General features: G+C 69.3%; 11 protein-coding genes. 4 read left to right on the top strand and 7 right to left on the bottom strand.

The window, feature by feature from the left end:
• Nucleotides 1-22: 22 nt before the first annotated feature.
• The gene (gene galE / locus ACQCX5_RS05350) at nt 23-1,012 is read right to left on the bottom strand and encodes a UDP-glucose 4-epimerase GalE (RefSeq protein WP_434540980.1); all 990 of its coding nucleotides are present in this window, start codon (nt 1,010-1,012) and stop codon (nt 23-25) included.
• A 407-nt stretch (nt 1,013-1,419) separates the two neighbouring features.
• Between galE and ACQCX5_RS05345 the strand changes: the two genes are divergently transcribed.
• Nucleotides 1,420-2,238 (top strand): sulfite exporter TauE/SafE family protein, encoded by an 819-nt coding sequence (locus tag ACQCX5_RS05345; protein ID WP_434540979.1) that lies wholly within the window; start codon nt 1,420-1,422, stop codon nt 2,236-2,238.
• Between the two features lie 6 nt (nt 2,239-2,244).
• Here ACQCX5_RS05345 and ACQCX5_RS05340 read toward each other — a convergent pair whose 3' ends face one another.
• Entirely contained in the window at nt 2,245-4,032 is a 1,788-nt protein-coding gene (locus ACQCX5_RS05340) for a hypothetical protein (protein WP_434540978.1), read from the bottom strand.
• Nucleotides 4,029-5,951 carry a PQQ-binding-like beta-propeller repeat protein gene (locus ACQCX5_RS05335; RefSeq protein ID WP_434540977.1) on the bottom strand — a complete coding sequence of 641 codons (1,923 nt, stop codon included), beginning with the start codon at nt 5,949-5,951 and terminating at the stop codon, nt 4,029-4,031. Before ACQCX5_RS05335 ends, ACQCX5_RS05340 begins: the two co-directional genes overlap by 4 nt.
• A gap of 602 nt (nt 5,952-6,553) precedes the next feature.
• Here ACQCX5_RS05335 and ACQCX5_RS05330 point away from each other — a divergent pair.
• On the top strand, nt 6,554-7,837 hold the full coding sequence (locus tag ACQCX5_RS05330; RefSeq protein WP_434540976.1) for an O-acetylhomoserine aminocarboxypropyltransferase/cysteine synthase family protein: 1,284 nt from the start codon (nt 6,554-6,556) through the stop codon (nt 7,835-7,837).
• Between the two features lie 6 nt (nt 7,838-7,843).
• On the opposite strand, the gene ACQCX5_RS05325 is transcribed toward ACQCX5_RS05330, so the two are convergent.
• The 4 genes from ACQCX5_RS05325 to ACQCX5_RS05310 all read right to left on the bottom strand — a co-directional run bounded on the left by ACQCX5_RS05325 (nt 7,844) and on the right by ACQCX5_RS05310 (nt 11,615).
• Entirely contained in the window at nt 7,844-8,992 is a 1,149-nt protein-coding gene (locus tag ACQCX5_RS05325; RefSeq protein ID WP_434540975.1) for a hypothetical protein, read from the bottom strand.
• Nucleotides 8,989-9,480: an RNA polymerase sigma factor gene (locus tag ACQCX5_RS05320; protein ID WP_434540974.1), complete on the bottom strand. Its 492-nt coding sequence runs from the start codon at nt 9,478-9,480 to the stop codon at nt 8,989-8,991. The genes ACQCX5_RS05325 and ACQCX5_RS05320 overlap by 4 nt, the downstream gene beginning before the upstream one ends.
• A 39-nt stretch (nt 9,481-9,519) precedes the next feature.
• Nucleotides 9,520-10,716: a hypothetical protein gene (locus ACQCX5_RS05315; RefSeq protein WP_434540973.1), complete on the bottom strand. Its 1,197-nt coding sequence runs from the start codon at nt 10,714-10,716 to the stop codon at nt 9,520-9,522.
• A 92-nt stretch (nt 10,717-10,808) separates the two neighbouring features.
• Nucleotides 10,809-11,615 carry a PadR family transcriptional regulator gene (locus tag ACQCX5_RS05310; RefSeq protein ID WP_434540972.1) on the bottom strand — a complete coding sequence of 269 codons (807 nt, stop codon included), beginning with the start codon at nt 11,613-11,615 and terminating at the stop codon, nt 10,809-10,811.
• 481 nt (nt 11,616-12,096) lie between these two features.
• Between ACQCX5_RS05310 and ACQCX5_RS05305 the strand changes: the two genes are divergently transcribed.
• Nucleotides 12,097-12,960, top strand: a complete 864-nt coding sequence (locus ACQCX5_RS05305; protein ID WP_434540971.1) for a mechanosensitive ion channel family protein — start codon at nt 12,097-12,099, stop codon at nt 12,958-12,960.
• A gap of 232 nt (nt 12,961-13,192) precedes the next feature.
• The gene (locus ACQCX5_RS05300; RefSeq protein WP_434540970.1) at nt 13,193-13,669 is read left to right on the top strand and encodes a hypothetical protein; all 477 of its coding nucleotides are present in this window, start codon (nt 13,193-13,195) and stop codon (nt 13,667-13,669) included.
• Nucleotides 13,670-13,743: the final 74 nt, after the last annotated feature.

The raw sequence follows: 13,743 nt of genomic DNA, 5'->3' as shown, positions 1-13,743 counted from the left end.
TGTCTTTCTGGGGAGTGGGGCGTCAGTAGCCCAGCAGGTCGTGGCGGCGGGGCAGCCAGGCGAGCGCATCGCGGATGCCGTCGGCCTCGGTCAGCTGCGCCTGCCAGCCGAGCACGGTGCGGGCCTTGTCGCTGACCGTGTAGGCGCCCGCGACGTCACCGGGGCGCGAGGGTCCGTCGACGGATTTCAGCGGTTCGCCGGTGGCGGTTTCGAAGGCCTTGACCAGCTCTTTCACGGTGGAGCCCTTGCCGGTGCCGAGGTTGACCACCTGGTAGGGCTCGTCGGCGGTGGCCTCGTCGAAGTGCTCGAGGGCGGCAACATGGGCCTGGGCGAGGTCCCAGACGTGGATGTAGTCGCGGATGCCCGAGCCGTCTCGGGTCGGCCAGTCGACGCCGGTGACGGTGAAGGTGTCGTGGTGCTGCCAGGCCTCAATCATCTTGCCGAGCACGTGGCTGGGCTTCTCGGTCTGCAGGCCGGTGCGCAGCTGGGGGTCGGCACCGATGGGGTTGAAATACCGCAGGCTCATCACGCGCACGTCGGTGGCGGCGGCGGTGTCGCGCAGCACATATTCGACCATGAACTTGGTGGTGGCATAGGGGCTGCCGGGGGCCAGGGGCGAGGCCTCGGTGACCTGGAAATTCTCGTCGGTGGCATAGATCGAGGCTGAGCTGCTGAACAGCAGCCGCGGCACGTCGTGGGCGACCATGGCCTGCAGCAGGGTGACGGTCTTGGCGACATTGTTCTCGTAATAGCTGAGCGGATCGGCCACCGACTCGGGCACCACGATCTTGGCGGCGCAGTGCACGACGGCGTCGATGTGGTGCTCGGTGAAGACCTTGTCGAGCAGCGCGCGGTCGCCGACATCGCCGGCATATGTCGGGCGGTCGAGGGTGAACTCGCGGCGGCCGGTCGAGAAGTCGTCGAGCAGCACCACGTCGTGGCCGGCATCGAGGCAGGCCGAGGCGACGGTGCTGCCGATGAACCCGGCGCCGCCGGTGATGAGGACCAGCATGGGACTCCTGTGGTTGTGGCGGGTGCTCAGCGCCCATGCTAGCCAGCCGGGCGGTGGGGCGACAGGAGCGGGTGGTGTGTGGACGGGCGGTGTGCGGACGGGCGGTGGTGGGGGCACCTCGACCTGCAGAACTGGCACAGGTGCCACGTGTGCATCCGCAATCGTGCGATCGGGTTGCGGACGAGGCATGGGTGCCGCTTGTGCAAGTTCTGCGGGTGGTCCTGGATGCCGGGTGAGCGGGGGCAGCTGATGTGCTCGAGCGGCCCGGCCGTCGCTCGGCCGTGTCTCGAACCCGGCAGGAGTTGGCGATGAGCGGCAGGTGTCAGCGGGCTGCGGGAACTCCCGCCCGGTTCCGGACATGGGGCCCGGCAGCCCGGCCAGGGGTCCCCGGCAATAAGGTGGGCCCCGTGGAAGCCCTCGACCTGGTGATCTCAGTCGTAGCCGGCCTGCTGATCGGGTTCAGCATGGGCACCGTCGGCGGCGGGGGAGCAGTACTCGCCGTACCGGTGCTGGTGTATGGCCTTGGCCAGACCCCGCTGCAGGCGACCACCGGCTCGCTGATCGTCGTCGGGGTCACGGGCATCATCGGCGCGATCATCGCCCATGAACAGGGTCGGCTCGACCTGGGCCAGGGCACCGTGTTCGGGCTGGCGGCCATCGTCGGCTCAGCAGCCGGCGCCGTCGCGGCCCACCAGGTGCCGGGCCCCGTGCTGATGGCCCTGTTCGCCCTTGTCATGCTGGTGGTGGCCTTCACCATGGTCCGCCGGCTGGCGATCACACCCCGCGGCATCCCGGCACAGCACCTGCACGAGCCGTTGTGGCGCGACGGCCACCCGGACTGGCCGAGGGTCGCCAAGGTGGCCGTGCTCGCCACAGCCGTCGGGGCCCTCACCGGCTTCCTGGGCGTGGGCGGCGGCTTCATGATTGTGCCGGCGCTGACGCTGGTGCTCGGCGTGCCGATGAAGAAGGCTGCGGGCACCTCACTCATGGTGATCGCCATCAACTGCGTGGCGGCACTGGTCACCAGGCTGGTGACCGCCCCGGCAGAGGTGCAGCCGCAGTGGTCATCGATCACGGTGATCACGATCATGGCCGCATTGGGCCTGGGCGTCGGCACGGCGGTGCAGGCCCGGGCCAACAGCCGTCAGCTGGCCACCGGCTTCGCCGCGCTGGTGGGTGTGGTGGCGGTCTACACCGTCGTTCGGGCGGTGCCGACGCTCTTCTGAATCACCTCAGCGCCGCGCCACCTGATCGTCCACCCGCTCGCCTGGCTCATCGTCGGTCAGCCGGCCGACCAGCGCAATCAGCGCCCAGATGCCCGCGGCGAGCAGCAGCGGCTTGCCCAACACGTGGTCGCCGAGTTCGGTGATGGCCGACTCGCCGGTCGAACTCTCGATGCGGGTCTGGGCCACCCAGGCCAGCGCCACCGCCGAGAGCATTACGCTGGTCATGAAGAACAACACCCGCGTCGTCTGCGGCAGGCCCTTCGACGAGTGGCGCGTGAGCGCTCCGTCGGTGAGCAGGCGCCAGACCAGGCTCACCACCATGACCATCGAACCGCTGATGCCGGCGAAGACCATGCTCGGTTCGCTCAGCTGCTGCCTGAAGCCGAACAGGGTTGCCAGCCCGGCGACGAGCAGCACCTGCTTCCAGATGACCTGGTCGCGCCCCTCCCTGAGCCACAGCACCGCCGCGAGCACGAACATCAGCACCACCATCACGACGGCGAGCACATCGGCCTCCCAGACGAGCTGCACCCGGTTGTCGGTGAGGCTGCGCACGGTGCCCAGCGCCAGGATCGAGGCATAGCTGACCAGCAGCACCGGCGTGATGCGGTCATTGCGCCGGGCCAGCCGCACCGCGAACACCACGGCCACCACCGCCGAGATCAGTCGTGTCGCGGTGTTCACCCCGGGCGATTGGGCGAACCGGGTCAGCCAGTCCAGCGACCCGACGCCCGTCAGCGCCATGATCATGTCGCCGATCACCGACACCGCGCTCAACGCCAGCTGCGGCACCAGCAGGAACGCCAACGGGTAGACCAGCGGCGCCCAGGCATTGCTCAACGCATCCGGTGGTACCGGGTAGAGCCTTTTGTCCGGACGAAGCCTCAGCACCAGCAACGACCCCACCAGCGCCACCGCCAACAACACGACGGAATTGACCCACGTGGCGGGTGTCCAGATGGCATCGCCCTGCAGGGTCAGCGCCACCCCTCGCCAAGTGGCCGCCATGCCCAGCAGCACCGCCAACACGATCGTGGCCGGGCGGTACAGCAGCCGATGGGTGCGGTCGACGGTCCAGTCGGTGAACGAGATGGTCAATTGCGCGGCGGTGAACCCGACCACCAGCAGCGACGGCACCGCCAGCGACGTGAACAACGACAGCATCAGTTGGGTCAGTGAGGCGCGAAAGTCGACGGCATTGTGCACCCCGCCCGTCTGGGGCAGGTAGACCACCATCGCCGTGAGCACCAGCATCACCGGGAACTCGAACCACGCGAATGACGTGCCGACGCGGATCACCGTGAACCCCAGGATGCCCGCCGCGGCGACCAGGCCGCCCACCGCCCCGACGCTCACCGGCGTCAGCGACGTCAGCAGCACCACCATGGCCGGGGTCAACAACAACGGCACCACGAAGAACCGGGCGGCGATGTGCAGGTGCAGGTTGGCCGTCAGGCCCAGCGCCAGCGTCAACACCATCAGCCACATCAACACCGTGAGTGACCACGAGCCGATCAGGGCCTGGTTGTCGGCGAGCCTCGGTGCATCGAACTGGCGGATCCACGGAGAGGCGAAGATCATCACGATGCACGTCAGCACCCCGCACAGCGCCACGACCACCGTTGCCAGCAGCCCACGCGGCCACGTGCGGAACCGCGGCATCCCTTCACGCACCGCGTCGACGAAGGCCAGGTCGATGACCTCGCGGATCGATGTCCACAACCCCGGACGCGGTGGTTCGTACGGCGTGCCCACCCGCTGGCCCCTCACCTGGGCCGCACCGATCGTCGTCATGGTGCCCCCCAGCGTGCGAATTCGGCCGACGAGGTCACGTACAGCAGGCTGTTCGGCCCCCGGACGAGCCACTCCCACGTGCCCTGGCGCACCCCCAGGGGCCAGCGCCGATGCACTGTGCCCGAGGTGGTGATCACCTCGACCGCATCGCGGTTCACCACCGCGAACAACTCGCCGTCGGTGATGACGTCCTCGGTGGCCATGGGCAGCTGCCACAACTTCGCGCCGGTGGTGGCATCGAGCCCCGTCAGGGCCTGGTCGCCGGCGCAGGCGATGACCTGTGCCGTCGCCGCCACGGTGTCGCAATCACCCTGGCTGGTGGTCCACTGCACCCGGCCTGACAACGACACCGACGTCAGCCAGCTCGACTCGTCGAGCACCACCACGCCGCGCGCCGTGCGGGTCACCTGGGTGATGCGGCTGGGCAGCGACACCTGCAGGTGCACCCGGTCGCGGTCCATGACGATGAGGTCCTTCTCGGCGCCGAGCACCACCATCGGTCTGTCGTCCACCTCGATGACGACCAGCGCGGCCTTGCCAGTGGGGGCCGGGGCGCGCCACAGCTGGCGACCGTCGCGCAGGTCGAAGCCCGTGAGCCAGCCGTCGAGTGTGAGCACCGCCATCGTGTGCTGGTCGACCTGCACCGGCGGCAGCGCGGCGACGTCCGAGCTGGCCACCACCCATTTCACGTAACCCTGGTGGTCATAGGCCACGAGCCGGCGGTCGCTGGTGGTGGCGACGACGAGGTCGCCGGCCCCCAACAGGTGCAGGGTGACCGGCCCGGGACGACGCACCCACGCCAACCCCATCGGCTGGTCGGGGGCGCCCGGGGCGAAGGCGACGACCTGCTGGGTGAGCTGGTTGATGTAGACGAAGCCGGTCGAGACCACCACGGGGGCACGCTGCATGTTGGCCACCACCCCGAGCCCGCCGCCGGCGCTCAGGGAGCCGTCGGCCTCGGCGAGGTCACGCAGGGCCAGCGGTGGCGCCACCGTGGTGCCCACGTCGCCGGCGAGGCTGGTGGCGGCGGTGCGTCGTGACGTGTTGGTGCCGACCAACCCCTGGCCGGGGCAGCGGTGGGCGACGCTCTGGTTGGTCTCACCGTCGGTGGTGTCGCGGTAGGTGAGCGTGATGCAGCCCTCGCCCAGCTGCGGCGCGGCGGCGATGGAGCCCTCGCGTGCGAAGGCCAGCTGATGCTGGGTGGTGGGCAGCGTCAGGGTGGTCTGCTGGGTCCAGGTGGTGCCGGGTGCGGCATCGGCGGGCACCTCGATGACCGACGGGTTCGCCGTGATCGCGGTCTCGCCGACCAGCCCGGCGACGAACACGAGGCCCCGATCGTCGAGCTCGTACAGCGACCTCGTGGTGGATCGCGATCCATCGGGCTGCTGCTTGTATTCGGACTCGGTGACCCAGTCGGCCCCGGACAGGTCACGGTGCGCCAGGTTGTTCACCGCGAGCATGCCCTCGAGGGTCGGTTCGCTCAGCAGCTGGGCCCCGTGCAGCCGCGAGGTCTCGAGCGACGAGCGGGCACCGTCGTCATGCTGCAGAAAGATCAGCTGGCCGCCGGGTGCAACATACTGCGCGGCGGTGTTCGCGCCGCGCTCGCGGGGAAACGACGGTGCGCTCAGCGCGATGGATGCGGCCACGGCCACGAGGATGAGCGCCACGACGGGCCAGCGGCGGCTGCGGTTGATCTGCGGGGCCGGGGCGGCTGCGGGCGCGGTGGCGGGCTGGTGGTGGGGGTTGCCGGGCTGGCTTGGGGTGCCGGGGTGGATCGGGTTGCCGGGCGCAACGGCACGTGGGCGCAGGCGGGTCAGCGCCGCATCCGATGAGTCGGGCGGGGTGAATCGGGGTGGGCGCTGCGGGTCGCCCTGGCCCGGTGAACCCCATGCCGGGCCGGACGAAGGGGGCTCCGGCATGGCCAAAGACTAGCCCGTGGGCGGCCCGCCGAACAGGGGCCCACGAGCGCCTGTGGGCAACGTTTCGTGATGGCGTCACGATTCGGTCGCATGTCTGTCGGTGGGTACTGGACTCGCCGCCCGTCGGCCGTGTCCAGGACCCGGCCGAAGTTCTCGCATTCCGCCCCGGAATGGCTGGTGCTGCGAACTTTGGCCGGGTTCCGGACCTGGGCCGGGCTGGTCCGCCAGCTCTGGGGTCGTCGGGATCGCCGCAACCTGCACTACTGGCTGCAGTGTCACGAATGCGCCCGATCCCGGCTGAACGGGCTGCGGACGAGGCATGGGTGCCCGTTGTGCACGTCCAGGAGGTGTCCATCAGCGCCCCAGCACTTGCGGCGTCCAGAACCCGGCCGAAGTGCTCGAATTCCGCCCCGGAATGGCCGCTGCTGCCCACTCCTGCCCGGTTCCGGACATGGGTGCTGACCGCGCTCGCTGACCATGTCTGCCGTCTGCGGTGAAGACCCCAGCCCTGGCTCCGCCCAGCAGCCGTATTCGCGCACGGCGAACGCCCATCCCTCGGACCCTCTGGCGCCCGCCCCCTCTGTGGCCCAACGATGGAGTGCATGACTCTTCGTCCTGAAACCATTGCCGTCCACGCCGGTCAGGAAAGCGCTGACCCGGCCACCAACGCCCGCGCGGTGCCGATCTACCAGACCACCAGCTACGTCTTCGAAGACACCGACCATGCCGCCGACCTGTTCGCGCTGCGCAAGCCGGGCAACATCTACACCCGCATCATGAACCCGACCCAGGACGTCTTCGAGACCCGGGTCAACGCGCTCGAGGGCGGTGTGGGTGCACTGGCGACGGCCTCCGGCGCGGCGGCGGTCACCTATGCGGTGCTGACGCTGGCCGGGGCGGGCGACAACATCGTGGCGATGTCGACGCTGTACGGCGGCACCTATGCCCTGTTCGCGCACACGCTGCCGCAGTTCGGCATCGAGACCCGGTTCGTCGACCCGAACAAGCCCGAAGAACTCGCCCAGCACGTCGATGAGCGCACCCGCCTGGTCTTCGGCGAGACCGTCGGCAACCCCAACCTGAACGTCGTCGACCTGGACGCCTGGGGCGAGGCCGCCCATGCTCTGGGCCTGCCGTTCGTGGTCGACAACACCGTCCCCACCCCGATCCTGACCAGGGCATTCGACCACGGCGTCGACATCTCGATCCATGCCGCGACCAAGTACATCGGCGGCCACGGCACCTCGATGGGTGGCGTCATCGTCGACTCGGGCAAGTTCGACTGGGCCGCACATGCCGAGCGGTTCCCGCAGCTGACCGGCCCCGACGGTGCCTACCACGGCGTCGTCTGGACCGAGGCAGCGGGCCCGGCGGCATTCATCATCCGTGCCCGCACCGTGCTGCTGCGCAACACCGGCGCCGCCATCGCGCCGCTCAACTCATTCCTGCTGCTGCAGGGCCTCGAAACGCTGGCGCTCCGCATGGAGCGGCATTCGTCCAACGCCCTGGCCGTCGCCCAGCACCTGGCCGACCACCCGGCCGTGGCGTGGGTCAACTACCCCGGGCTCGAGAGCAGCCCGCACCACGAGGTCGCCAAGCGCATCCTCAACGGTGGTTTCGGCGGTCTGGTCGCGTTCGGGCTCAAGGCTGGACGAGAGGGTGGCTCGACCTTTGTGGAGGCCCTGGAGCTCTTCAGTCACCTGGCGAACATTGGTGATGTGAAGTCACTGGTGATCCACAACGCGTCGACCACCCACAGCCAGCTGTCCGAAGAGGAGCTCGAGAAGGCGGGCGTCGCGCCCGAGATGATCCGGCTGTCGGTGGGCATCGAACACATCGACGACATCATCGCCGACCTCGACCAGGCGCTGGCGAAGGTCAGCTGAGCGACCTCAGCGGGTGGGGCTGGCCGTCGGCGATGCTGCCGGCCCCACCGGCAGGCACTCCTCGGCGACGGACTGGCTCATGCTGCCGATGAAGAGCGGTTTCGTGCCAGCCACCACCGAGCACCAGCCCCGCTGGGCCACGCGCATCGTGGTGCCGTCGTCGATGCCGTTGTGGCGGCAATTGCCCAGGTAGGAATACAGCTGCTTCGGACCCTCCGCGGTGTTCAGCTGTACCACGACGGCCATCGCAGCCAGGTAGTCGGCCGAGCAGTTCTGTGGCTCGTTCGGGCCGGTGCCTGCCGGGGCTCGCTTGATGGCCGCCAACATCGCGGCGGCATCGCTGCCGCTCACCTGCGCGCTGGCCGTGAGTGAGGGCCGCCCGCTGGGGTCATCGGCATCTTTCATGCTTGCCTTGGCGTACTGGCACAGTGAGATCGACTCGACGGCAGCCACGGTGGTGACATCGAAGGGCTTGGCGGGCCGTGCCCAGTCCCAGCGCCGGATCGGGGACGTCGCCGCGCAGCCGAACTGGTCGTGGGTGAATGTGGTGGCGCTGGCCAGGATCGCCTCGGCAGTGGCCTCGTCCTGCGCCGAGCCCGACGGCACCGCCACAGCGATCTCGACCGTGCCGACGACGCGGGTGCGGTACCAGCTGGGCAGGGTTTCGCGCCCGTTCACCGTGCTGCGCATGGTCACGTGCAGTCTGTCGTCGGCCTGCTGGCGCGGCGGGCAACCGATCGCGAGCCTGATGACGTCACCGGAGAAGACGTCGTAATAGGGCTGATTGCCCGGGGCGATGATCTTCCGATCGCCTGCGCACCAGTCACTCCCCGGGGACGAGGCCGACACCCACCCCACCGGCACCTGCACCGCCACATTGCGGGTCGAGATCCACTGCTTTCTCGAGGCCGGGGCCGGCAATTGCGGCGAGGCGGTCTGCGCATCCCGCCCCAACTGGCTGATCGCCACCCCGCCCACCAGCGCGACCGCCACCACGGCTGCGGCGATGGCCCAGCCGCGCCATCGTCGCGGTCGTCGAGCAGGCAACGCCGGGCTCGCCGCCGGGGCCGTGTCGTCACCAGCCGCGTCATCCTCATGCTCGGCCAGGGCGTCGCGGAACGCCCGTTCAGCCCGGTCGTCGTCGTGCTCGGTCATGTCAGGTCCTCCTGGGTGAGTCGCGGCGCCAACGCCGCGAGCGCCCGCTTCAGGTGCGAACGCGCGGTCGAGGCCGGGATGCCCAGCACCTCGGCGATGTCGTCATGGGGCAGGTCGGCCCAGTAGCGCAGCACCACCACCGCGCGTTGCTGCGGCGGCAGTTCGCGGCACAGCTGCCACGCCAGGGCGGAGTCGGTGCAGCGATTGGCCTCGTCGGGGCCGGGTTCGGCGGTCGGGTGGTCGTCCCGGGGTGGGGTGTGGACGACATGTCGACCGTGACGGCGCCACCGGTCAATGGCGGCATTGGTGATGGATCGGCGCGCATACGCCAAGGGGTCGCCGGTCAGGGTGTCCCAGCGGCGCAGCAGCACCAGCAGCACGTCCTGGGTGATGTCGCGGGCCTCTTCGCGGTCGTGGCAGACCAGGTAGGCATAGGAGACCAGCCGAGCCTGGTGCTCGGCGGCCCAGTCGTCGAAGGCGGTCTGCATACCCCTATTCACGCACGCGGGGCCGTCGGCGTTGCAGTGCTAGGGCGAGATCTTGCTGGTCGTGACCAGTTCGACACCCCACCACGCGCTGACAAGGGTGCCTGCGACCAGGACGAGCACCAGCAGCGCCCTGGTCAGGGGCCTTGCGGCGCGCGCGTCCCAGAGCCGTGCGACGACGAGCGCGACCGGCACGACCAACCCGAACGCCGGCAGCAGGTAGCGCTCCCGGGAATGGAAGTAGGTCTGGGTGGTGGCCATCATTGCCCAGATGACAAGGGCATGCACCGCCGTGGGCCACCACCGTGGACGCCGCATGGCCACGACGACCAGCGCCACGAGCAGCGCCGTGAGCACCGGCAGGGCCCAGGCGACGGCGGTGTTGGTCTCGTAACCGGGCGGCTGGCTGGTGGTGATGGCCGTCCGCCACAGCTGCCAGGTGGTCGAGGGTGGGCCCAGGCGCAGGTTCCACTGGTCCTGCACGTCGAAGTAGCCACGCCAGCTGCCGGTGCGCCACGCGACGTGGGCGAACGACAGCCCCAGCCCGGTGGCCGAGAGCAGACCCGCGCCGATGATGGTGGCCCGGCCGGTGCGCACGCGGTCGCGCCAGCGGGGGACGAAGCTGGCGACCAGCAACACCAACAGGTAGCCACCGACGGCGGTCAGCGTGGCGGCGGCGGTGGGGCGGGTCAGGCCGGCCAGGGCGCAGAGGGCGGCGGCGACCCAGTAGCGGCGCGTGGCCAGGGCAAGGATCGCCCACACCGACAGCGCGGTGAACAGCCCCTCGGAATAGGGCATGACCTCGATGAATGCCCGCGGCAGCATGCCCCAGCCCAGGGCGAGCGCAGCGCCGGCGGTTGGGCTGGCGATTTTTGTACCCAGGGCATACAGCCCCCACGCGCCGGCCAGGCTGGCGAGGCCCGCGACCACCAGCAGGGCACCGGCCTCACCCAGGGGTGGTACTGCGGCGGCGAGGAATCGTCCGAGCAGGGGGTAGAGCGCGAAGAACGCGATGTTGGAGTTGATCTCGCGCCCATCGGACGCGTAGGTGGGGTAGGTGTAGCCGTGCTGGGCGATGTCGAGGTAGCGCGGGGCGTCCCACTGGTAGAGGTCGACGAGCAGCGGGTGGGTGTCGTCGGCCCAGGCCCAGCCCAGGAAAACAGCCTTCTGACAAGCGAAAATGAGCAGGACCCACCAGGCCTGGCGTAGTCCGACGCGGGGTCGGGCGGGCACGGGCATGGTGGGTCCTGGGGTGAGTGTGGTGTGGCTGTGGCCCTACCTTCTCACGAGTTGTGGGCGATCACCGGGTGGACGATCACCGTGGTGGACGATCACCGCTGCGGGTTGTTCCAGTCGTCGGGGGTGGTGTCGGGATCATCGCCGGGCTCGGCGTCGTAGCCGGCGTCATCGGCGTCATCGTCGTCCGGGGTCGAGGCGAGCAACCCGAACAGGTCGCGGCGGGTGCGGGCAAGCAGCGCGGCGGCCTGGTCGAACTGGTCGGCGGTGGCGTTGGCGGCCACGGCACGCAGGGCGACGGACAGCTTGCCGAACTCCTTCCAGAGGGTGCCGGCCGAGCTGGCCTCGAAGTGGCGCCCTGCATCCTGGAAAGTGGCCCACGGCGCCTCGGGTGAGGCGGCGACGGCCTCGCGGCCGGCATCGGTCAGTGTGAAGGCCTTGGGGTTGTCGTCGGACGGCGTGATCAGGCCTTCGTCCTCAAGGGCAGACATCGCGGGGTAGACGGCGCCGGGGCTGGGTTTCCAGAGGCCATTGGTCCGTTCGGCCAGGGCCTGGATGACCTGGTAGCCGTTGCGGGGCTCTTCGGCGAGCAGGTGCAGTACGGCCATGCGGACGTCACCGCGGCGGGCACGGCGTCCGCGGGGGCCGGGGTGGTGGCCGCCGCCGAAGGCGCCGGGTCCGAAGACGCCGCGGGGTCCGAAGAGACCCTCGGGACCGAACGGACCGCGGGGGCCGAAGGGTCCGGACGGGCCGAAGGGGCCCTCGGGGCCGCCGAAGGGTACGCCGGGTCCTCCGGGTCCTCCGGGTCCGCCCCACATGTCGCCGGGGTTGAAGCCGCCGTGGTGGCGGTGTCGGCGGCCGTGGCCGCGCTGGGAGTCGTGGGATTCGTCGTGGGTGTTCATGGTGTCCTCCAGGGGTGCGAAGCGATGGTTCAACGATATATCGCAAGCATTCGGGTGAACAAGGGCTCTGGTGGCATGGCAACCCTGAGGTCACCCGGAGCTGTGGTGCCAGGCGCAGGTGTCCAGAACGGGTGTCCAGACGGGTGTCCAGACGGGTGTCCAGACGGGTGTCCAGAACCTGGCCGGAGTTCGCGATTGCGCCCTCTGGACCGCGCCATCGGGCAACTCCGGCCAGGTTCTGGACACCCGCTGGCGGGCTGGCTCACGGGCCAGGGTTCGCCCCTGTGTTTGCCTGCCGACGGCAACCTTGCCCCCCGACGGGAACTTTGCCGTGCGGCGCCGCACGGCAAAGTTCCCGTCGGCAGGCAAACCCTCACGGCCAGGCTCAGGATCGGCGGCGGTGTTCGGCTCACCCCGCCCGGCGCAGTTCCCATCCGCAGACAAGGGCTCCCCGCAGCACCACCCCTGCACAATGGTCACCATGAAGAACCTCAGCTGGCCCGATACCGCCATCGAGATTGCGCTCATCGTGCTCGTCATGGTGGTGGCGTGGCGGCTGGTTGTCGTGGCCTCACGGCGGGTTGTCAAGGTCGCGCTCGCCCGTCACGACGAGAACCGCAGCGTGAATGGCGTCGGTGGTCGCACGCGGGCACTGTTCGGGCTCGACCACCCACGGCAGGTGCAGCGCACCAAGACGCTGGGTTCGCTGTTGACCTCGGTCGCCGGCTTCCTCATCCTCACGATTGGTGGACTGATGATCCTGACGGTGCTCGGCCTGCCCATGGGGCCGCTGCTGACGTCGGCAGGCATCGGTGGTGTCGCCCTCGGCTTCGGGGCCCAGAGCCTCATCAAGGACTTCATCTCGGGGATCTTCCTGATTGCTGAAGACCAGTTCGGCGTCGGCGATGTCGTCGACCTCGGCGAAGTCACCGGCACGGTCGAAGAGGTGCAGTTGCGCGTGACCAAGCTGCGCGATGCCAATGGGCAGGTTTGGTACATGCGCAACGGCGAGATCCTGCGCGTGGGCAACATCAGCCAGGGCTGGTCGAATGCGCTGGTCGACATCTCGGTCAGCCCCAAGGCCGACCCGCAGCAGGTGATCGGCATCATCACTGAGGTGGCGACGACCATGGCCGCCGAAGAACCCTGGAGCAACCACCTGCTCGAGGTGCCCACGGTGCTGGGTGTCGAGTCGATCAGCGGGTCGGCGATGACCATCCGGGTGACAGCGAAATGCGTGGCCAACGAACAGTGGGGCGTGCAGAGAGAGCTGCGTGAGCGCAGCAAGGTGGCGCTCGACAACGCAGGCATCGCGGGACCGCAGGTGCCGTGGACCCAGCGCTGAGTCGCTGACCCCGGCGGCGCATTGTGCTGCTGTTCGGCTCCCATTTCCGGTGTGCTGCGGGGTTGCTGAACGTGCCCTGCTCACGAAAGTGCCGCAAGGGGTCCCCATTTACCTGCTTGCCACGTAGCCTGTGTGACGTTGTTCTGTAACGCTGTTCTGGGCGCTGGCAAGGGCCAAGAACCAGGACACCGATTTCCGCCTCACCGGCACGGTCGCCCTCAGCAACCCCGATGTGGTCGATGTCACCGGCGTCGATGTCACGTTCGCCGTGCCCGATGGCACCTGCGCGCCCGTCAATGACGTGACCATCCCCGCCGGTGGCGCCGTCGACGTGTTCTACACGTGTGTGTTCACGTCGGCGACCGCTGCCTCGTCCGGGCAGGTTGTCGCCACGGTCGACGTGGGCGCGACCACGCTGACGCTGCCGGCCGCGTTCGACTTCTCGGGCGTTGCGCCGGTCGTGACCGACGACACCGTGACCGTGGACGATCCGCTCGCCGGGCTGAGCAGGACCATCACGGCGGCCGACGGCGAGGGCAAGCTGGCCTACCAGCTCACGTTCACCGCTGCCGAGGGCTGCGCCGCGTTCGAGAACATCGCCAGCCTGACCGACGACCAGCAGCCCGTGACGGCGAACCAGCTCGTCACGGTGTGTGGCCAGAAGGAATACCGTCCGCCGAGCCTGCCCAACACGGGTCTGGGCGGCTGATCCCGGCATCACCCGGCACCTCCCACCCGCGGGTCCACTGCGGGTGGGAGGTTGCATTTTCACCCATTCGCTGG

It is taken from the genome of Aestuariimicrobium sp. G57 (genome assembly GCF_050110855.1).
GTDB lineage: Bacteria > Actinomycetota > Actinomycetes > Propionibacteriales > Propionibacteriaceae > Aestuariimicrobium.
Note: the sequence above shows the minus strand (reverse complement) of the source record. Positions and strands in the feature narration are given on the sequence as shown.